The organism is Xanthomonas sp. NCPPB 3005 (genome assembly GCF_041228095.2).
GTDB classification, from domain to species: domain Bacteria; phylum Pseudomonadota; class Gammaproteobacteria; order Xanthomonadales; family Xanthomonadaceae; genus Xanthomonas_A; species Xanthomonas_A bonasiae.
The window spans coordinates 661,713-680,862 of sequence record NZ_CP166096.2 but is presented as its reverse complement, the minus strand read 5'-3'; the positions used below and the strand labels follow the sequence as shown (position 1 = coordinate 680,862).

General features: G+C 67.5%; 13 protein-coding genes. 3 read left to right on the top strand and 10 right to left on the bottom strand.

All coding sequences use genetic code 11. The features are described 5' to 3' along the window. Positions 1-69: 69 nt before the first annotated feature. Positions 70-1,752 carry an MFS transporter gene (locus AB8810_RS03105; protein ID WP_369915529.1) on the bottom strand — a complete coding sequence of 561 codons (1,683 nt, stop codon included), beginning with the start codon at positions 1,750-1,752 and terminating at the stop codon, positions 70-72. A gap of 109 nt (positions 1,753-1,861) precedes the next feature. Between AB8810_RS03105 and AB8810_RS03100 the strand changes: the two genes are divergently transcribed. Then, a complete protein-coding gene (locus AB8810_RS03100; protein WP_369915528.1) occupies positions 1,862-2,773 on the top strand; it encodes a LysR substrate-binding domain-containing protein in 912 nt (303 codons plus the stop codon). A 293-nt stretch (positions 2,774-3,066) separates the two neighbouring features. Here AB8810_RS03100 and AB8810_RS03095 read toward each other — a convergent pair whose 3' ends face one another. From AB8810_RS03095 to AB8810_RS03060, 8 genes are all read right to left on the bottom strand, one after another. After that, positions 3,067-4,452, bottom strand: a complete 1,386-nt coding sequence (locus tag AB8810_RS03095) for a peptidoglycan-binding domain-containing protein (RefSeq protein WP_179567808.1) — start codon at positions 4,450-4,452, stop codon at positions 3,067-3,069. Between the two features lie 49 nt (positions 4,453-4,501). After that, the gene (locus AB8810_RS03090) at positions 4,502-5,041 is read right to left on the bottom strand and encodes a lysozyme inhibitor LprI family protein (protein WP_369915527.1); all 540 of its coding nucleotides are present in this window, start codon (positions 5,039-5,041) and stop codon (positions 4,502-4,504) included. 354 nt (positions 5,042-5,395) lie between these two features. Then, the gene (locus AB8810_RS03085; RefSeq protein ID WP_179567812.1) at positions 5,396-7,372 is read right to left on the bottom strand and encodes a peptidoglycan-binding protein; all 1,977 of its coding nucleotides are present in this window, start codon (positions 7,370-7,372) and stop codon (positions 5,396-5,398) included. 167 nt (positions 7,373-7,539) lie between these two features. Further along, positions 7,540-8,325, bottom strand: coding sequence for a hypothetical protein (locus tag AB8810_RS03080; protein WP_369915526.1), 786 nt, complete (start codon positions 8,323-8,325; stop codon positions 7,540-7,542). Between the two features lie 403 nt (positions 8,326-8,728). After that, the gene (locus AB8810_RS03075; protein ID WP_179567816.1) at positions 8,729-9,646 is read right to left on the bottom strand and encodes a hypothetical protein; all 918 of its coding nucleotides are present in this window, start codon (positions 9,644-9,646) and stop codon (positions 8,729-8,731) included. A 131-nt stretch (positions 9,647-9,777) separates the two neighbouring features. Next, the gene (locus AB8810_RS03070) at positions 9,778-10,587 is read right to left on the bottom strand and encodes an N-acetylmuramoyl-L-alanine amidase (RefSeq protein ID WP_179567818.1); all 810 of its coding nucleotides are present in this window, start codon (positions 10,585-10,587) and stop codon (positions 9,778-9,780) included. A gap of 96 nt (positions 10,588-10,683) precedes the next feature. After that, on the bottom strand, positions 10,684-12,291 hold the full coding sequence (locus AB8810_RS03065) for a serine hydrolase (RefSeq protein WP_255432699.1): 1,608 nt from the start codon (positions 12,289-12,291) through the stop codon (positions 10,684-10,686). A 95-nt stretch (positions 12,292-12,386) separates the two neighbouring features. Further along, positions 12,387-15,179 carry a TonB-dependent receptor plug domain-containing protein gene (locus AB8810_RS03060; protein ID WP_369915525.1) on the bottom strand — a complete coding sequence of 931 codons (2,793 nt, stop codon included), beginning with the start codon at positions 15,177-15,179 and terminating at the stop codon, positions 12,387-12,389. 386 nt (positions 15,180-15,565) lie between these two features. On the opposite strand from AB8810_RS03060, the gene AB8810_RS03055 reads away from it, so the two are divergent. Then, positions 15,566-16,960, top strand: a complete 1,395-nt coding sequence (locus tag AB8810_RS03055; protein WP_369915524.1) for an SH3 domain-containing protein — start codon at positions 15,566-15,568, stop codon at positions 16,958-16,960. Further along, positions 16,957-18,060, top strand: a complete 1,104-nt coding sequence (locus AB8810_RS03050) for a dipeptide epimerase (protein ID WP_369915523.1) — start codon at positions 16,957-16,959, stop codon at positions 18,058-18,060. The genes AB8810_RS03055 and AB8810_RS03050 overlap by 4 nt, the downstream gene beginning before the upstream one ends. 550 nt (positions 18,061-18,610) lie before the next feature. Here the strand turns inward: AB8810_RS03050 and AB8810_RS03045 are convergent. Then, on the bottom strand, positions 18,611-18,976 hold the full coding sequence (locus tag AB8810_RS03045) for a hypothetical protein (RefSeq protein ID WP_369915522.1): 366 nt from the start codon (positions 18,974-18,976) through the stop codon (positions 18,611-18,613). Positions 18,977-19,150 lie beyond the last annotated feature (174 nt).

The following is a 19,150-nucleotide window of genomic DNA, read 5'->3' as shown; positions in this document are numbered from 1 at the left end:
CCACACGACGGCTCTCCCCCATTCGCTTCGCTCACGGGCACATTATGGAGGCGATCGCCCGTCTGCCGCTCAGACGTCGTTGCTCATGGTGCTCGCCTCCTGGCGCCCGCGACGCGGCGCCGGCTCGCCCATGGCCTTGCGCGCGGGCGACGGCGCAGGACCGCCGCCCACCGCCGTGTCGCGCCACGGCTGCAGAGCAGGCTCCGATGCTGCTTCCTGGGCCGGGCGATGCGTCAGCAAACCGAAGACCATGCCGGTCGACAGCACCGTGATTGCACTGAGGATGTAGAGCAGGATGCGAAAGGCATCGCCGTAGCCGTGCACCAGCAAGGCCTGATCGATACCGGGCAATACGCTCCCCGCATGCGCCAGGTCGCCCATCGCCAGGCGCTGCGCGGCCTCGGGCAGGGCGTGCGCGAGATCCGCCGGACCCACATCGCGCAAGCGTGACTGCACCAGGCCGGCGAGCATGGCCGCCACCACGGCCAGCGCCACGCCTTCGCCGGCCACGCGCGTGGTGCTGAAGATGCCCATGGCCATGCCGGCGCGCCCCTTGGGCACCACGCTCACGGCCAAGCCATCCATCAGACCCCAGGGCAGGCTGGTACCCAGGCCGATCACCAGCAGCGGCGCCAGCCAATGCGCGGCAGGCTGTCCCGGCGTGCACTGCGCCAGCCACGCCAGGCCGCCGGCGGCGGTCAGCAATCCGATGCCGGAGATCAGCCCGGCCGACAGCCAGCGCGTCAGCATGCTCGCCAGAATCGGCACGATCAGCATCGGTGCGGACAGCGCGATCATCATGCGTCCGGCCGCCAGCGCGCTGTACCCCTCGATGCCGATGAAGCGCGCAGGCAACAGCACCTGCAGCACGACGTAGCAATAGGCCGGCGCCGCCGCCAGGAACTGCACGCCGACGAAACGCGGGTAGCGGAACAGGGACAGGTCCAGCATGGGCCGCTTCGCCCTGGTCTCGATCAGCACGAAGGCCGCCAGCAGCGCGGCCGCAGCAGCCAGCAGGCCGGCCACCCTGCGGTCGCCCCAGCCGTGCTCCGGCACCTGCAGCAGCGCATAGGTGAACAGCGTCAACGCCGCCGTGAAGCCGAGGGCGCCGAGCCAGTCCAAGCCTTGCGCCTCCGGGTCGCGCGATTCGGGCATGCCGCGCCAGCCGCAGAACAGCGCCAGCGCACCGAGCACGGTGGCGCTCAAAAAGACCGAACGCCATCCCAGGCGCTCGATCAGGAACCCGGAGAGTAACGGCCCGAACGCCAGGCCGACGCCGAAGGTGGTGCCCAGCAGGCTGAAGGCCCGCGCCCGCGCATGGCCGTCGAATTCCTGGGCCAGTGCTGCCGCGCCGCCGGCAAAGGCCGCCGCGCCGGCCACGCCCTGCACGGCGCGCAGCGCATCGAGCCAGACGATGTCCGGCACGAAGACCAGGGCCAGCGAGGCGGCGGCGAACCCGCCCACGCCGAGAACGAACAGGCGGCGGCGACCGAACTGGTCGGCGAGCGCGCCGGCCGCCATCAGGCAGCCGCCGAAGCCCAGCATGAAGGCATTGGTCACCCAGTTCAGGGCGACGGGACTGCCCCCCAGGCTTTGCCCGATGGCGGGCAGCGCCACCGCCGGGCCGGTGAAGCTCAGCGGCATGGACAGGGCAGCGAGCAGGACCGCGCCGAGAAGCACCCATTTCTTCGCGTTGGCAGCGTGCGTGGGGTGGGGGAAATGCATGTCGGATCCTTTGTCGAGCGCATCCACAAAATGGATCGACAAAAGATAGGATGGCTCCAATCGGCTTGGAACAAGCCATGATTCCCGACAGAAACGACAAATAGTCGTCAATCCGTTCCCCGAAAAGGCCAAAAAAATGGACCATGTGAGCGGGCTGACCGCGTTCGTCCGTGCCGCCGAGACCCGCAGCTACGTCGCCGCATCCAGAGTGCTGGGGCTGTCGCCCTCGGCCATCGGCAAGAGCATCGCGCGGCTCGAAGCCAAGCTCGGCGTGCGCCTGTTCCATCGCAGCACGCGCAGCATCGCCCTCACCGAGGAAGGCATGCAGTTCTTCGAGCGCTGCCGCCGGATCCTGGAAGACCTGGAAGATGCGCAGGCTGCGCTCGGCAAGAACGCGAGCGCGCCGCGCGGACGCCTGCGCATCAGCGTGCCCGCCGCGGGGCACCGGCTGCTGATGCCGGTGTTGCCGGCTTTCGTCCAGGCGTATCCGGAGGTGGAGCTCGACATCGATTTCAGCGACCGGCTGGTGGACGTCGTCGACGAAGGCTTCGACATGGCGATCCGCAGCGGCACGCTGGCGGACTCGCGGCTTTCGGCGCGCGGCCTATGCCCGTTCCGCTTCAGGCTGTGCGGCTCGCCGCAGTACTTCGCCAACCACGGCGTGCCCGCGCACCCGCAGGACCTGGCCGCCCATCGCTGCCTGCGCTTCAAGTACCCCTCGAGCGGCAAGCTGCAGGAGTGGCGCCTGAGCGAGGCGGGTGCCGACCTGGCCGAACTGCGCGTGCCCACCACCATGACATTGGGCAGTATCGAAGCCACGCTGAGCGCGGCCATCGGCGGCATGGGAATCGCCTACCTGCCCGATTTCGCAGTGGACGACGCGCTGCAGCAGGGCCTGCTGCAGACGGCGCTGGAGCACTACAACGTCGTCGACGGCACGTTCTGGATGCTGTGGCCTTCGCACCGCCACGTGCTGCCCAAACTGCGCGTGTGGATCGACCATCTCTCGGCCAGCCTGGGCACGCGCGGCGACCACGCGGGGCGATGAGCTGGAGCATTGCTGCCGCTTGCGTCAGCAATGTCGCCCGAACGTTGTGTCCTTGCGCGAGCCAGGCAGACGCTGGCGCAGCGTTCCTGCAAATGTCCCGTACATGCAGCAGCTTCCGATGCGCGGCGCTGCATGGCAGGACAAGCGAAATCGAATGCCGGTGCGAGCCACAAGCGACTGCGCCGCGGCGGCTCCCTGCTGCACGAGAGACACTGGCCACCAGCCCGGTGAACCCGAGCTGGTGCCTGGTGCAACGCAGTTGGCGCCGGCGACAATCGCCGGCGCCATAGGCCTCAACGTCCTTGCGACGGTGCCGATTGCGCCTGGGTGCGCTGCTGGTCCTGGGTCTGCTCCTGCACCTGCGCCTGGCGCTGGGTTTCGGCCGCCAGCTGTTGCTGGCTCTGCTCCAGCGGCACCGTGGCGGCCTGCTGCCGGTCCACGTAGGCGCGGTTCACGTCGTGCGGGTTGTTCGGGTTGCGCTCCACCGCGATCATGCCCTTGCCGTCGGTGCTGTGCACCAGGTCGTCGATGCGCGACATGCCGTTGACCTTGGCCTCGAACGCGACCTGGCCGGCCGCGCGCTGCATCTCCTCGCGGCTGCCGAAGCCGCCGTTCGGCCCCTGCTTCTCCAGTTGCTTGACCGCCTGGTCGAACATCGGATTGTCGCGGCGCAACTGGTCCACGCCCTGCTGCCGCTGCAGGCTCTTGTCGATGGAGGCGAGCGTCTCCGGGCCGGCCTTGCCGTCCACGCCCTTGAGCCGGTTGTCCTGCTGGAATTTCTCCACCGCCGCTTCGGTCTTCGGACCGTAGGTGCCGATGGCGTCCTTCGCGTCCAGGTAACCGAGCTTGGACAGCTTCTCCTGCATGTCCTTCACCGCAGCACCCTGCTCGTTGCGCTTGAGCACGCCATCGCCGTTTTCTGCATGCGGGCCATTGCCGCCATGCGCCTTGTCCGCATGCGAGGTGCGCTCATGCTTGGCCGGCTGCTCGCCGGTCCGGGTGACCGTCTTGTCCTGGTCGGCCAGCTTGAGCAGATCCGCCTTCTCGTTCTCGGCGCGGTTCTGCAGCGAATCCAGGGTCTTCTGCTTCTCCACCCGCGGGAACAGCCCCTTGACGTGGTCGGCCTTGTAGTCCTGCACCGCGCCGACGATGTCCTTGTCGGAGAGCTTGGACAGGTCGTAGTCCTTGCCGAACTTCTCTTCCATCCCCTTCAGGAACACGCCCGAGCCGCCCGGCTTCTTGTCGCTGCCGGGGCCGTATTGGACCGCCGTGCTCCACAGCGCGTCCTGCACCGCCGGACCGCGGTCGGACAGGTCCAGTCCCTTGTCCTTGAGCCGATCGACCAGCTTGTCGTAGTGCGTGCGCTTGATGTAGTCGTGCTGTTCCTGCGCGAAGCTGTCGTCGGTCCTGGCCAGCTCCTTCCACTTCGCGCTGAAGTCGGCCGAGCCGGGCTTCAGGCCGGCGAAGTCGTCGGCGTACTTGCTGTCCTTCACGAAGGCCGCGACGGTGCCGCCCACGATGACCGTGCCTTCCTTGGTCTTGACCTGCGAGGTCATCTGATAGGAACCGTAGGACACGCCGCCGGGATCGTCGATGCCGGAGGACACCGTGCTCGCGCCGCGTCCGCCGGTTTCGTAATGCTTCGAGGTCTGACCCAGTTCCCAATCCTTGTCGCTCATCGTCCATCTCCTTGTCTAAAAAAGTTCATCGCAAAAACCACTGCAGCAATCAGCGCGCTTCCAGTTCGTCCGCGCGCTTGGCGGTCATGTCGAGACGGCACTCGGCGGCATCCACGCGCCCCGCCTGCCCGCTGTCGGGATCGTAGAAACACTTCTCGTCGCGATCGGCGATCCACTTGCGCTGCTGCTCGCGCAGCGCGTTCTTTTCCGCGTCGCCCAGCTTGGCCATCAGCGCCTTGTAGACCGTGTTCAGGCGGCCATCCTGGTACGCGTATTCGGTGTCGATGCAGTCCTGCATCGTCGGGGTCACGCCTGCGGCGGCGCTGATGCAGGCGTCATAGGAAGGTCGCAGCACGACGTTTTCTCCTGAAGGTTTCGATGGTGCGGCGGCGGCATCCGCCTGGGTGGACGGCGCGCTCGGCGCTTGCGGATTCGCCGCAGGCGCATCGCTCGCGGGCGGTGCCGATGCTGGCGCTGGCGCGGCGGATGTCGCAGCCGGCGCCGGCGCGGAAGACCCGCCGTTGCACGCCGCGGTCAGACCGCAGAGCGCGAGCAGGCAGGAAAGAGGAAGAACCTTGACGATGGCCACTGTTGGAATTCGCCTTGTGGTGATGCGTGTAAGGGAGGGCAGTTCTAAACGATCGTCGAAACCGTGTCCATCGGATCGCCGGATTGCCACGACACCGCTACACGGCCGTTCAAACAACGCAGACAGTCTGCCGACAACGTCTCGACGAGCCGCAAGCGTCTTGCATCGGCAACGTCCACTTCACGGGCACGATCGAGGCTTCGCACGCGGCACCGGCTCGATGCCGCGTGCGCCGCCCTGCAGGAACGCCATGCAGTTCCGAACGCGCGTGGACGCCAGTCCGATCGATGATCGAACCGGCATCGGCTGCCATCCGACACGCCTGACGGCGGCAGCCGATGCCCGCGACGCGCATCAGCGCGTCGGTGTCTGCGACTGCGTCTGGGTGCGCTGATCCTGGCTCTGCTCCTGCGCCTGCCGCTGGGTTTCCGCTACCAGCTGCTGCTGGCTCTGTTCCAGCGGCACCGTCGCGGCATGTTGCTTGTCCACGTAGGCGCGGTTCACGTCGTGCGGGTTGTTCGGGTTGCGCTCCACCGCGATCAGGCCCTTGCCGTCGGTGCTGTGGACCACGTCGTCGATGCGCGACATGCCGCCGACCTTAGCTTCGAACGCCACCTGCCCGGCCGCGCGCTGCATTTCCTCGCGGCTATTGAACCCGCCGTTCGGGCCCTGTTTCTGCAGCTTCTCCAGAGCCTGGGTGAACAGCGGATTGTCGGCACGCTGCGCCTCGGCGGCGGCCGGGTTGAGCTTGGCGTCGGTCTTGCCCTGCGTCTGCAGCTTGCTCAGCGCATCGAGGGTGACCTTGTCGGCGATGCCGGTCGGTTCGATGCCCTTCTCGCGCTGCAGGTTGGCCACCACTTCCTTGGTCTTGTCGCCGTAGTAGCCGGTGCCGGTCAGCAACTTGCCGCTGTTGTCCTTGATGCCGAGTTCGATCAGGCTCTGCTGCATCGCCTTCACGTCGGGGCCCTGCTCGCCCGGCTTCAGCGAGGTGCGCGCGTCATGGCCTTGGCCGTGCGTCTGCGACTGCGTCTGCTGCCTGTCCTGCAGCAGGTCGCGTGCCTTGGCCAGCGGATCGGCCGCGAACAGCTTGGCGTTCTTGTGGCTGGCCAGATAGTCATCCAACGGCATGGTGTTGACGCCCTTGCTGCCGCTGGACTGGCTGATCAGCAGTTCGCCGCTCTTGGGATCGCGCACCACCATCATGATGTGGTCGATGCCGTGCCAGTAGTCATGGCCCGATTTGTGTTTGGCATCGACGCCGATGACCATGCCTTCCTTCAGCGCGCCGGGCTTGAACACGTCCTGGCCCTGCAGCAGCGCGCCGGAACTGAGGGAGGCCTTCTTGACGATGTCGCCGGAGCCGACCATGCCTTGCGTCAGCAGATCCTTTTGGCCGAACACCTCGTGGCCGGCTTTCCGGTTGATCTCCAGCATCGTCTTGTTCTGCAGCTCGGTCACCCAGCCGGAGCAGTCGATGTAGCCCTGCTCCAGATGCTTGCCGTCCACGCCGGGGTGGGAAAGCTTGTGGTCCTTGATGTTGATCGCGTACTTCACGTCGTCGTACTTGATGCCCATCTCGTACGCGGCGGTGAGCTTGATCCCGTCGTGGCCGTCCTGCTTGGCGGTCGTGGCCGGATGTGCGGCCGGATGCACGGGCGCATGCGGCTGCATGCGACCCGCCGGGACCGGCTGCGGGGCATGACCCTCGGTGACCGGCTTGATGCCCTTTTCCGGGATCGCGATGTGGTCGAACTTGGTGTCCCAGTACTTCAGGAACGTCTTGGCCATGTCCTGGTCGGACATCTTCTTGAACTCGGCCAGCGAAGATCCGGTGTAGGCCTCGAACTGCTTGGCCCCGGCCGCATCCTTTTCGCGCGGCACGTTGTTGAGGATGTTCGGACGCGTGTCTTCGCGCGCGAAGCTGCCGGTGGCGACCGCGGCCTGGATCGAGCGGTAGCCGCCGGCGCCCTGCTGGTGCGCCATGTACATGTCCAGGCCATCGGGCTGCGGCTTGCCGGACAGGTACGGACGGTGGTCCTTGTCGTGCTGCCGGGTCAGCGAATGCTGGTTGTCCTGGTAAAGACGCGCCGCGGCGTCGGTATTGGCCACTGCATCCAGTTCGCGGCCGCTGATGCCGTAGGCCGCTGCGGTGCCGGGGGTGAACTGGAACAGGCCCTTGGCGCTGTTCGGGCCGCGGCTGGCCTGCTCGTTGAACTTGCCGCCGGTTTCGATATAGGCGAAACGCATGAAATCGTCGACCGGAATGTGGCGTTCCTTGGCCTCACGCTCGATGATGTCGAGGTTCTCGGCCTTCGTGTAATCGCGTGCCATCTCGTGTTACTCCTTGAGGTTGATATACGGCGGCGTGCGCCGACAAGGTCAACCGAGCTCGTCCGTGAGCTTGTTAGTGCGCGGTCAACAAAACAATTCGGGTACTGCGGGGAATGCGTTCTTGCTGCTGCCGGTGCGTCGATCGGCGGATCGGCGCGCCGGTGGATTCATGGGCCATCTTTCGGCAGGTACTGTCCGCTCGCCTGGTCGTACGCATAGACCACCGCGTCGGATGCATCGAGCATGCGCGCCCTGCCGGGACCTGCGATCGCGGTGCCGCTCAGCGCCACGCGCAGAGCAGGCATGGGTTCGCCCGGTATCGTCTCGAAACGCAGCGTGCCGACGCTGGAAACGTGAGGGACGACGCCTTCTTCGTCGCTGCTGGCCTCGTTGTCCTCGCCGGCCGCGACCGTTCCCCGGTACACCCAGCCCTGGTAGTCGCCCAGCTCGTTCTTGTTCGGGTCGAAGGTGAATAGCGCGAAGCCGGCGCTGGTGACGCCGTTGGCGAAGCTGGAAGTCGGCACCGCCAGCAGCAGGTGGCCGTTGTCCAGCACGTGCTGCTGCGGCTTGCGCGTCTCGTCGAGCGCATCGGCGCGCTCGTAACTGCCGAAGGCGCCGACGTAGCGCTGTGCGTGGAAGACCATCCACGGCCGCTCGCTGCCGGGGTCGGTCAGGACGAAGGTCGCCTGGCTGAGCGAAACGCTGTCGTCCGGACCGGGAAAGGTTTCCTCGTCGTCGTTGCCGTACCTGCCGCGCGTTGCGTAGGCGAAACCGGTGTAATAGTGCTTGCCGCCCAGATCGAAATGCTGGCCGCACCAGAAGCTGGCCACGGCGCCGTTGTCGATTTCGTACGAGAGGGCGCCATCGCCGTCGATCCCGTAGATCAGATACAGCACGCTGCCCGGATAGGGCGGCGCTTCGGTGGCGACGGCGAGCTTGTTGTCATTGGACATGTGCAGAACATCCTGTATTCGTTGAAGAAGCCGAAAAACACTCCTGAAAATCCCGACACGCCACGCCGCCGTATCCGGATGCCGCCCTCTTGCGCATCGCAGACACAGCGCGACCTACGCGGATGAAGAACTCCTCGCAGGCGCGGCTTCGGACAGAGAACGGTGGATTGCAATCCGGCCCCAAAGCAGGGGCGGTGATGGCGTTCGCGCATGGCGAACCGCAAGCCGGCGATCCACTCCGGCATTTCGGGCGAGTGCAGCATCCATTGCCGCTCGCGAATGACTCGCCTGATCATCAGGCCCCGTGGCGGCATCTTACCCAGTTCCAGTGCCGGCGACCAGCGGGCAAGCCCCCTCCGCGCCCACCGCCGGCCGGCCCTGGCGCGGGCCGGTCGGCGGCTGTTCAGCGATCCAGCGGCGGCACGTACTTGCCGGCGGCTTGGTCGTAGGTGTAGGTCGCCACGTCGCCGGCGCCCAGGGGACGGACCTTGCCGGGACCGGCGATGGCGGTGCCGCTCATGGCCACGCGCAGGCTCGGCAGCGGCCCGGTGCCGGGTTCGAAGCTCAGCGTGCCGGTGCTGGACGCGCACTTCATCGTGCCCTGATCGTCGCACGCCGCGCCGTTGTCTTCGCCGGTGGCCACGGTGCCCAGGTAGACCCAACCCTTGTAGTCGCCCAGGTCGTTCTTGTTCGGGTCGAAGGTGAACACGGCGAAGCCGGAGCTGGTGATGCCGTCGGCGAAGCGCGTGGTCGGCAGCGCCAGCAGCAAGTGGCCGTCCTTGGTCTCGGTGCTCTGCGGCTTGCGCTTCTGGTCCAGCGTATCGGCCTTCTCGTTGCCGCCGAAATCGCCAACCCAGCGTTGCGCATGGAACAGCGTCCAGGTCGGCTTGCCGTCCGTGCTGTCGAGCACATAGGTGGCCTGGCTGATGCTCACGCCGACGGCGGGATCCGGGGTGTTCTCTTCCTCCGACTTGCCGTACTTCTCCGGACCCGCATTGGCGAAGCCGGTGTAGTAGTGCTTGCCGCCGAGGTCGAAGCGATAGCCGTACCAGAAGCTGGCCAGGGCGTTGTTGTCGATCGTGTAGGACGCCGAGCCGTCGCCCTTCATGCCATAGATATCGGCGAGCACCTGCCCGGGCGCCGGCACCTCGACGCCGACCGGCTCGGGTTGCGCGGCCGCGGACGCGGGTGCAGGCGCGGCGGCAGCGGTCGCCGCGGGTTGCGCCTGCGTGCCCGCCGGCGCGGGGTCGGCGGGCTTGTCCGTGCAACCGCCGATCAACAGGAGCGTTGCCGCCCACAGGGCTGTCTTTGCGAGCCTCATCACTGCGTCCTTTGGAGTTCTTGGCGCGCTCATGCTACCAAGAACGCGTTGGCTCCAATGGATGCCGCGCCAGGTCGGCGCGGCGCCACAGGCGTGGTCGCCTGCATGCAGTGCCGGACGACCCGGCAGCGCTACGGCACGTCCTGCTCCTGCGCCGGAGTCGGCTGCGGCTGCGGTCGCGCCTGCGCCGGCTGGGTCAGCGCATAGAGAATGCGCAGGTCCTCGGCATCGAACGCGGTGGCGTCGTTGCCGCGGTAATGGTGGTGGAAGGCGCGCAGCGTGGCCGCGCGGTCGTCGATCGGATAGCCGATCAGCGCCAGCGCCTGCCACGGGTCGAAGCCGGGCGGCGCCGGCGGCGTGTCCGCGGCGGGCCAGCGGCCGAAACCGGCGTCGGCGAGGCGCTTCCACGGAAACAGCGGACCCGGATCGACCTTGCGCGTGGGTGCGAAGTCCTCGTGCCCGACCACCTGCGTGCGCGGGATGCGCAGCCGCGTGCACAGGTCCTCCAGCAACAGCAGCAGGCTGTCGATCTGCGCGGCGGCGAACGGAGTCTTGCCGTCGTTGTCCAGCTCGATGCCGATCGAGGCGGAGTTGATGTCGGTGATCGTGCCCCAGCGCCCGGCGCCGCCATGCCAGGCGCGGCGCTCGTCGCTGACCAGCTGGTAGCGCTTGCCGTCGCGACCGATCAGGTAATGCGCGCTGACCTTGCCCTTGCTGTTGTGCGAACGCAGCGTGTCCAGGCTGCGCTGCACCGAGTCCTGGTCGGTGTAATGGATCACGATCAGGATCGGCCGGCGCAGATCCTGGTTCGGCGACGGCACCCACTCGGCCAGCGGATTGCGCTGCGGCGCGTGCGCGCAGGCGCCGAGCAGGGCGACCAGCGCCAGCGGTGCCAGCCAGCGGATGCGGGGCGATGCGGGAGGGGGAAAGCGTCGGGTCATGGAGAAGATTCCGGGGCATCTGACAGTGAGCGGCAAGCGCAAGCAATAGCAGTATCTGGAAATTTGGTGAACGAGATGCTTGTTGTGGGAGGGACTTCAGTCCCGACGGGCCTTACCGCTAAAGCGTCGGGACTGAAGTCCCTCAGGACAGGATCCCACCCGCACGAACGCCAGGTCGGCATAGTCGTAGCTGAAATCCGCGTTCGGATCGACATGCGCCAGTTGCATCCGTTGCACGCCGTCGGCACCGACAGCGAAGTCCAGCCACGGCTCGGCATCGACGCTGGCGTCGTCCCAGTCCACCAGCCAGCGCGCGCCGGCCTGCATGACCCGGCCGCGCAGCAGCGGCGACTTGCGCGCCTGGAAGCGCAGCAGTCCCTGCTGCGGGCAGAGCACGACCTCGCCGAACCACGGATCGCGCCACACGCCTTGCCGATCGCGCGAGGCGGCGCTGGCGACCGGTGTGCGCGCAGACGTATCCACTGCGGCAGGCGCCGCCTTGTCGGCCTGCGCACGCGCGCGTTCGAGCAACGTGGCGTAGTGCACGACATCCAGCGCACGCTCGCCGGGACGGGTGAACTGCTTGAGCAGCGCTTCGCTCAACACGGTCCGCATCTCGCCGCCCTCGCCGTTGCTGAGGATGACGAAGCCGCTGCGCCGATCCGGCAGCAGCACCAGCGCCGAATACATGCCCATCAGGGTGCCGGTGTGCGCGACCTGCCACTGCCCGTCCACGTCGGACAGGCGCCAGCCGTAGCCATAGCCGTACAGGCGCGTGCCGTCCCAGTCGCGCATCTGCGCCGAGATCGGCATCGGCGTGTGCAGCGTCCACAGCGCCTGGCGCTGCGCCGGCGACAGCCAGGGCGCAGTGCCGGTGTCGGGCGACAGCCAGGCGCGCATCCAGGTCAGCATGTCGTCGAGACTGCAGCGCACGCCGCCAGCCGCCATCGACGGCGTATCCGCGATCCGCGCCGGGTCCGCGCGCACCACGACGTTGGCCTCGCCCTGGCGCATATGCGGCTGGGCGACGTTGCCGACCGCGTCGCGCTCCCAGGCGCCGACCTGGCAGCGGCGCATGCCCAGCGGCGCGAACACCTGCTCGCGCAGCAGTTGCTCGTAGGGCTTGCCGCCGGCGCGCGCGGCCACTTCGCCCGCGACCACGTACAGCAGGTTGTCGTAGGCGTAGTGCGCGCGGAAGCTGTGGGTCGGCTTCAGGTAGGCCAGCCCGGCGATGATGTCGGCGCGGGCGAACGCGTTGGGTTCCGGCCACAGCATCAGATCGCCGGCGCCCAGGCCCAGGCCGCTGTTGTGGATCAGCAGGTCGCGCACCTGGATGTTGCGCGTGACCCACGGATCGTACATGCGGAATTCCGGCACATACCGGGTCACCGGATCGTCCCAGCGCAGCTTGCCGGCATCGACCAGCCGCGCCAGCAATGCGGTGGTCATCGCCTTGCTGTTGGAGGCGATCTTGAACAGCGTCGCGCCATCGATGCGCTCGCCGCTGCCGGCACGCAGCTCGCCGGCGCTGCGCGTGTAGACCACTTCGCCGTTGTCGATCACGCCGACTGCCAACCCCGGCAGCCGGTAGCGGGTCATGGCCTGCTCGAACAGGCGGTCGAGCTCGGCGCGCGGCGGCGGCGTGTCCGCAGCGCCAGGCGCGGCCGCCGCCAACGCCGGCAACACCAGGCAGACCGCGAGCAACGCGCTGCGCAGGCGTCCCGCGCTTGCAACGCTGCGCGACGGCGTCCCCGGTCTCGTCGACTCCAGCGTGGCAGCCTCGCCTCGCACGCGCGTCCTCAAAAGGTGTAGGTGAAATTGGCGTACAACTGCCGCCCGATCGCACTGTACACGCGCGGGAAGTACGGCCAGGCGGTGTAGGTGTCGTCGCGCGGATGGATCTTGTCGAACACGTTGAGCACGCTGATGCCGAGCGTGGCCTTGTCGGTGATCCGCTTGGCGATGTCCGCGTTCCAGATCACGTACGGCGCCACGCGTCCGCTCTCGGCGTAGTTGGGACGCGAGCCGTAGCGGTAGCCGTACAGGCTGGTCGACCAGTCGCCGACGCTCCAGTTCGCACGCCAGTTGGCGCGGGTGCGGAACGCCAGGTAGTCGACGTCGTTCATCACGTCCACCGGCCTGGCCCCGGCGAACTGCGCCACTTCCATCTTCAGCACGCGGGTATAGCCGGCCTGCAACCCGAACGCGCCCCAGTCGCCGAGGTCGAAGCTGTAGCGCAGGTTGGCGTCCACGCCGTCGGTCCGCATCAGCGACTGGTTGATCGGGAAGGTCTCGAACGCGGTGATCTGACCTTCGGCGGTGAGGTCGGTACCCGGGCTGCGGGTCACCGACTGGATGTAGAACTGGCAGGCCGCCGATGCGGTATCGACCGCATTGCCGGCGCGGTCGCTGCCGAGCAGGCAGTTGGCGTTGTTCTCCAGCAGGGTCTCGCTGGAAATCGACTCGACCCGGCCTTCCAGTTCGATGCGGTAGTAGTCCGCGCTCAGCGACAGCGTCGGCAGCACGTCCCACACGAAACCCAGCGTGGTCGACTTGCCCTTCTCCTCTTCCAGCAGCGGATTGGACGACTGGGTGGAGAAGGTCTGGTATTCGTGCGCGGCCGAACAGGCGTCGGACAGCGGATCCAGGCCGTCGCGGCGGCACAGGTATTCGTCGGTGACGGTGGGATTGTTGGCGCTGGTGCCGGCGTAGATCCACAGTAGGTCCGGCGCGCGGAAACTGGTGGCGTGGCTGCCGCGCAGCAGCAGGCTGTCGAACGGCCGCCACTCCAATCCCGCCTGCCAGGTCGCGGCATCGTCGACCGCGGTGATGTCGTCGTACTTGTCGTAACGCGCGGCCAGCGTCGCACTGAGCCGGCGGAAGATCGGCACGCGCAGTTCCAGGCCTGCGGCGTAGCGGTCGCGCGGGCCGCCGCCCGGGGTCTGGGTCAGGTTGTAGATGCGCTCGCTGCCGATGTAGTCCACGGTGGTGCGCGGATCCGGCGCGAGGTCGTACTTCTGCCGCGCCGCCTCCAGCACGGTGGCGATCTGCACCATGCCGGCCGGCAGGGCGAACAGGTCGCCGCTGAACACGAACTGGGCCTGGTCGGTGCTGGATTCGCCGCGGCTCACCACCTCGGTGGTGAGCTGGTCGTACAACGCCGCGCTGCCCGGCGCGAACAGTTTGTCGGCGTAGAACTCGCGGATCTCGGTGCCGTCGGGCCGATAGCCGAGCAGCGGCCCCATGTAGTAGTCGCGCACCGCGTTGGTGAGGAAGCGCGGGCGCCGCGTGGTGATGTCGTAGCGCGACATCGACACGCTCGCGTCCCAGTCGAAGCGGCCGTCGAACAGCTTGCCGCGCACGCCGGCGTTGAGGTTCCAGGATTTCTCGTCGTACTCGATGTTCTTGATGCCGCCCACTTCCGAGGGCAGGAAGATGCGCTGCGCGGTGACCAGGCCCAGGTCCGGATCGTAGACGGTGAACGCGCCTTCGCCGATGTAGTAGTGGGTCTGGCTGGAGCTTTCGTCCTTGGAGCGGTTGGCCAGCACCTGCGCATAGCCGGTGACTTCTTCGCTGAAATCGAAACTGCCGGACAGATACGCGGACGTCTTGCCGTAGCCGTTCTGCACCGAGCGGCCTTCGTAGTAGCCGAACGCACCGCAGCGGTTGGCCGCGGCCAGGCTGTCGGCGGTCTTGTACGGCCTGAATGCCGGGTTGGTCGCCGCACACGCCGCGTCCAGCGCCCCGGCCGACGTGGACAGCGCGCCGCCGCTGGGCCACAGATAGGTATTGCCGCGACGCAGGTAGACGCCGGAAATCGAGGCATTGGGGCTGGACGGATCGGCCTTGTTGCCGGGGTGGTCGTCGTACGAATCCAGGAAGTCGCGCTGGCTGGCGACGATGGCTTCGCGGTCCAGCCGTTCGAACGCGTAGGTCAGGCTCCAGCGATCGCCGGTACGCCCGCCGCTCCATTGCAGCTGGCCGCTGTCGCCGCCGCCGCGCGTGGTGGTGCCGCCGCGCAGGCGCAGCGTGTCGCCGCTGAAATCGCGCTTGGTGATGATGTTGACCACGCCGGCCACCGCGTCGGAACCGTAGATCGCCGAGGCGCCGCCGCTCATCACCTCGATGCGCTCCACCGCCGCCGCCGGAATGCTGCCCAGGCTGACCGCGGTGCCGTTGGCGTTGTAGGACTGCGGGTAGTCGGCCATGCGCTTGCCGTTGAGCAGGATCAACTGGTAGCCGGGCCCCAGGCCGCGCAGGTTGAGGTACTGGCCGTTGGGCGAACTGCCGGTCTGGTCGCTTTCGTTGAAGGCGCTGCCGCTGAACTGGGTCAGCGTGCCGAGCGATTCCCACACCGTGCTGAAGCCCTGCTTCTGGATGTCCTGCGCGGTGATGACGGTCACCGGCGCCGGCCCTTCCACCTGCGAGCGCGCGATGCGCGAACCGGTGACGGTGACCTTGTCCAGGTCGCGCGTGGCGACGGCGGTGTCCTGTGCCGCGGCGAGCGGCGGCAATGCGCATCCGGCCAGCAGCGCGAGCGCGAGGCGGGACGGTCGGACGTGACAACGGGAATGCTGGACTCGGATGGGCATGCGGCTCTCTCCTGCAATCGACGACGGACGCTGACAACGGCGCCCCAAGTCGACGCAGGCCGGCAGCCGGCCGCCTTCCCTGGGCACCCACGCGGACAACATGGCGCACGGCCGTAGCACGGCGCCTTTCTCTGCAATCGCTACTTTCCCCAGGTGCGGATGCCCAACAGCGCCCCCTGCGACGTACGCCCGTGATCCCCAGGCCAGCGCCTCGCTGCTGACGGGAACGGCGCCTGTCGCCTCCGCTTCCTCGCCCCTGCGTTTCGGGTGTAGCACGCTGCGAAATCGCATGTCAATCGCGCATTCTTGACAAGCCCCATCGAGGAAAAGACTATTCGGAAGCCGGCGCGCAGCGGTCCGGCATTCTTTCCACCACCCGGGGTCCGATGAATACGATGCGTGGCCTGTGCCTGTTACTGGCCGCCGCATTCAGCGCGCCCATCGCCGCGGCCAGCGTCGCCAGCGAGGCGCCGTTCCAGTTGCAGGCCAGCCAACTGCAGGCGGAGTACTGGATCGCGCGTTTGCCCGATGCGCCGCGCCCGCTGCTCGACGCGGCGCAGGTGCAGGCCTTCAACGCGCACCTGCTGCGCCACGATGCCTCGATGCACGACCTGCAGGCGCTGCCCGAGCGCTACAGCGCAGCGCAGGTGCGCGCGCAAGTACTGGCGCTGTCGGCACCGCCGACGCGCACGCTCTACGACGCGCACGGCGCCGCGCTCGACGCCGCGCAGCTGGACGCCCTGCAATCGGCGCTCGCCCTGGATGCGATTCCCGCGCAGGTCGCGCCGCGCTACGCGCTGGTGGTGCGCCGCGCCGATCTGCGTACCTTCCCGACCCGGCAACGCGTTTTCAGCACCCGCGACGACCACGACATCGATCGCTTCCAGGAATCGGCGCTGTATCCCGGCACCGCGGTGGCGATCCTGCATGCCAGCCGCGACGGCCAGTGGCTGTTCGTGCTGGCGCCGAACTACGCGGCGTGGATCGCACGCGAACGCGTGGCCGAAGGCGATCGCGCCACGGTGCTGGACTACGCGCAGCGCACGCCGCGGCTGGTGGCGACCGGCGCGCGCACGCTGACCGCCTTCACCCCGGAATTGCCCGCAGCGTCGCACCTGTCGCTGGACATGGGCAGCAGCCTGCCGCTGCTGCAGGACTGGCCGGCGCAACAGGCGGTCAACGGCCAGTCGCCGCTGGCCGCCTACGTGGTGCAACTGCCCTTGCGCGACGACGATGGCCGACTGCGGCTGGCGCCTGCGCTGGTGCCGCGCGGTGCCGACGTCGCCGCCGCGCCGCTGGCGGCGACGCAACGCAACCTACTGCGGCAGGCCTTCAAGTTCCTCGGCGAACGCTACGGCTGGGGCAACGACTACGACGCGCGCGACTGCAGCGGCTTCGTCTCCGACGTCTACCGCAGCCTGGGCATCGCGTTGCCGCGCAATACCGGCGACCAGGCGCGCAGCCCCACTCTCGCCAGCGTGTCCTACGTCGCTGACGCGCCGCTGGCGCAACGGCAGCGAACGCTGGCGCGGCTGCAGGTCGGCGATCTGGTGTACATCCCCGGCCACGTGATGATGGTGATCGGCCACGACCGCGGCCACACCTGGGTGATCCACGACGTGGCCGGCGCCGGCTACCGCGACGCGTCCGGACAGTTGCAGCGCGTGCGCCTCAACGGCGTCTCGGTGACGCCGCTGGAGCCGATGCTGCTGGGCGACGGCACGCCCTTCATCGACCGCATCACCCGCATCCAACGCGTCCGCCCGTTATCTATCGAATGAAGATCACCGACATCCAACTGGGCATGCTGCGCGTGCCGCTGAAGACTCCGTTCAAGACCGCGTTGCGGACCGTGGAGACGGTCGAAGACGTGGTGGTGCTGGTGCATACCGACAGCGGCCACATCGGCTATGGCGAAGCGCCGGCCACGGCGCCGATCACCGGCGACACCCACGGTTCGATCATCGCGGCGATCGACCGCTTCATCACACCGCGCCTGATCGGCGAGGACGTGGCCGACCTCAACCGGATCACCGGGCGGATCCAGGGCGCGCTGGAGCGCAACAGCAGCGCCAAGGCCGCGGTGGAGATCGCGGTCTACGACCTGTGGGCGCAGCTGTACGGCGCACCGCTGTACAGGATGCTCGGCGGCGGTACGCCGGCCATCACCACCGACATCACCATCAGCGTGGACGCCATCGACAAGATGGTGGCCGATGCGCTGTCGGCGCTCGCGCGCGGCTTCGCGGCGCTGAAGATCAAGGTCGGCAAGGACATCGACGTGGACATCGCGCGGGTCAAGGCGATCCACACCGCGGTCGCAGGCCGCGCCTCGCTGCGGCTGGACGCCAACCAGGGCTGGACGCCGAAACAGGCGGTGTACGCGATGCGTGCGCTGGAAGACGCCGGCGTGGCGCTGGAGCTGCTGGAGCAACCGGTCAAGGCCTGGGACATCGACGGGCTGAAGTACGTGACCGAGCGCGTGAACACGCCGGTGATGGCGGACGAGAGCGTGTTCGGGCCGGCGCAGGTGTTCGACCTGATCCAGCGCCGCGCCGCGGACATCGTCAACATCAAGCTGATGAAGACCGGCGGACTGTCCAACGCGATCCGCATCGCCGACATCGCCGCGCTGTACGGGGTGGAGTGCATGATCGGCTGCATGCTCGAGTCGAGCATCAGCGTGGCGGCGGCTGTGCACCTGGCGGTGGCCAAGGCGGAGGTCATCACCAAGGTGGACCTGGACGGCCCGTCGCTGGGCCTGTTCGACCCGGTGCAGGGCGGAGTGCTCTTCAACGACTCGCAGATCACGATCACCGACGCGCCGGGCCTGGGCATCCGCGAGATCTGCGGCCTGGAACTGCTGCCGCCGCGCGGGTGATCTGGGCGCGCTGGTGCTTGCGCTGCAATGCGCACGGCCGACGCATGCGATGGCTTCCATCGCGATCGCGCTTGCCATCACCACGTATCGCTGTGACGCCATTGCGCGCCAGGGCGAACAACCACCGGGACTTCGGCACACGCATCTGAAACGCTAAACAGATCCCGGTTGCCCTCTGCTTCTGCTCTGCTCTGCTGTGCTGTGCTGTGCTCTGCTGTTGCTTTTACCGGGTTCCCTTCCGCAGCGGCGGATGGACCGGGGAAAAACCCGAAGGGCGGCGCACAAGGATGTGCGCCGTTCGCGGCAGGGGCAGGATGCCCCTTCCGCGAATCCCCGGTGCATCCGCGGACCCGTAGCGCGCAGCGCGGAGGGCGCAAGGCAGGGCGTGCTTTCTTTTGGTTACTTTTCTTTGCACGAGCAAAGAAAAGTGACCCGCCAAGGGCGGAAGCCTTTGCTTTGCTGTTGCTTTTTTGCTTGGGCGTTTGCTTTTGTAGGAGCGGCTTCAGCCGCGACACCTTCCTGACAGAATTGGTCGCGGCTGAAGCCGCTCCTACAATGATTCCTTCATCGCCATCGCCATCGCCGTCGCCGTCGCCGTCGCAAAGGCAAAGGCAAAGGCAAAGGCTTTCGCCTGCGGCGAGTTACTTTTCTTTGCTTGTGCAAAGAAAAGTAACCAAAAGAAAGCACACCCTCCTCCGCGCCCTCCGCGCTGCGCGCTCCGGGTCCGCGAATAGGACGGGATTCGCGGAAGGGGCATCCTGCCCCTGCCGCGAACGGCGCACATCCCTGTGCGCCGCCCCTTCGGGGTTTTTCCCGCCCTATTCGCCGCTACGTAAGGGACCCGGTAAATCAAGATCAAAAGCAAAAAAAGCAACAGCAACAGCAACCCCAACCGCAGTAGCAGCAGCAATAGCATCAGCCGCAGCCGCACCACACGATCGAACTGCCTAGCAAGCCGACCGAGCTTGCCGCGTCGTGCACTGCCAACAGCCTCAAGCACACCACACCATCGGCGCACCAATCCACAGCGCCTACCGACACCGCACGGACGGTCCCCGTGCCTGATCCAGCGCCGCAGATCGAACAACTG

Coding starts and splice junctions, on each gene's coding strand:
- AB8810_RS03050 (WP_369915523.1), top strand. CDS start 16,957: ATGAAGATCACCGACATCCAACTGGGCATGCTGCGCGTGCCGCTGAAG.
- AB8810_RS03080 (WP_369915526.1), bottom strand. CDS start 8,325: ATGTCCAATGACAACAAGCTCGCCGTCGCCACCGAAGCGCCGCCCTAT.
- AB8810_RS03045 (WP_369915522.1), bottom strand. CDS start 18,976: ATGCTATTGCTGCTGCTACTGCGGTTGGGGTTGCTGTTGCTGTTGCTT.
- AB8810_RS03085 (WP_179567812.1), bottom strand. CDS start 7,372: ATGGCACGCGATTACACGAAGGCCGAGAACCTCGACATCATCGAGCGT.
- AB8810_RS03100 (WP_369915528.1), top strand. CDS start 1,862: ATGGACCATGTGAGCGGGCTGACCGCGTTCGTCCGTGCCGCCGAGACC.
- AB8810_RS03070 (WP_179567818.1), bottom strand. CDS start 10,587: ATGACCCGACGCTTTCCCCCTCCCGCATCGCCCCGCATCCGCTGGCTG.
- AB8810_RS03075 (WP_179567816.1), bottom strand. CDS start 9,646: ATGAGGCTCGCAAAGACAGCCCTGTGGGCGGCAACGCTCCTGTTGATC.
- AB8810_RS03060 (WP_369915525.1), bottom strand. CDS start 15,179: ATGCCCATCCGAGTCCAGCATTCCCGTTGTCACGTCCGACCGTCCCGC.
- AB8810_RS03095 (WP_179567808.1), bottom strand. CDS start 4,452: ATGAGCGACAAGGATTGGGAACTGGGTCAGACCTCGAAGCATTACGAA.
- AB8810_RS03055 (WP_369915524.1), top strand. CDS start 15,566: ATGAATACGATGCGTGGCCTGTGCCTGTTACTGGCCGCCGCATTCAGC.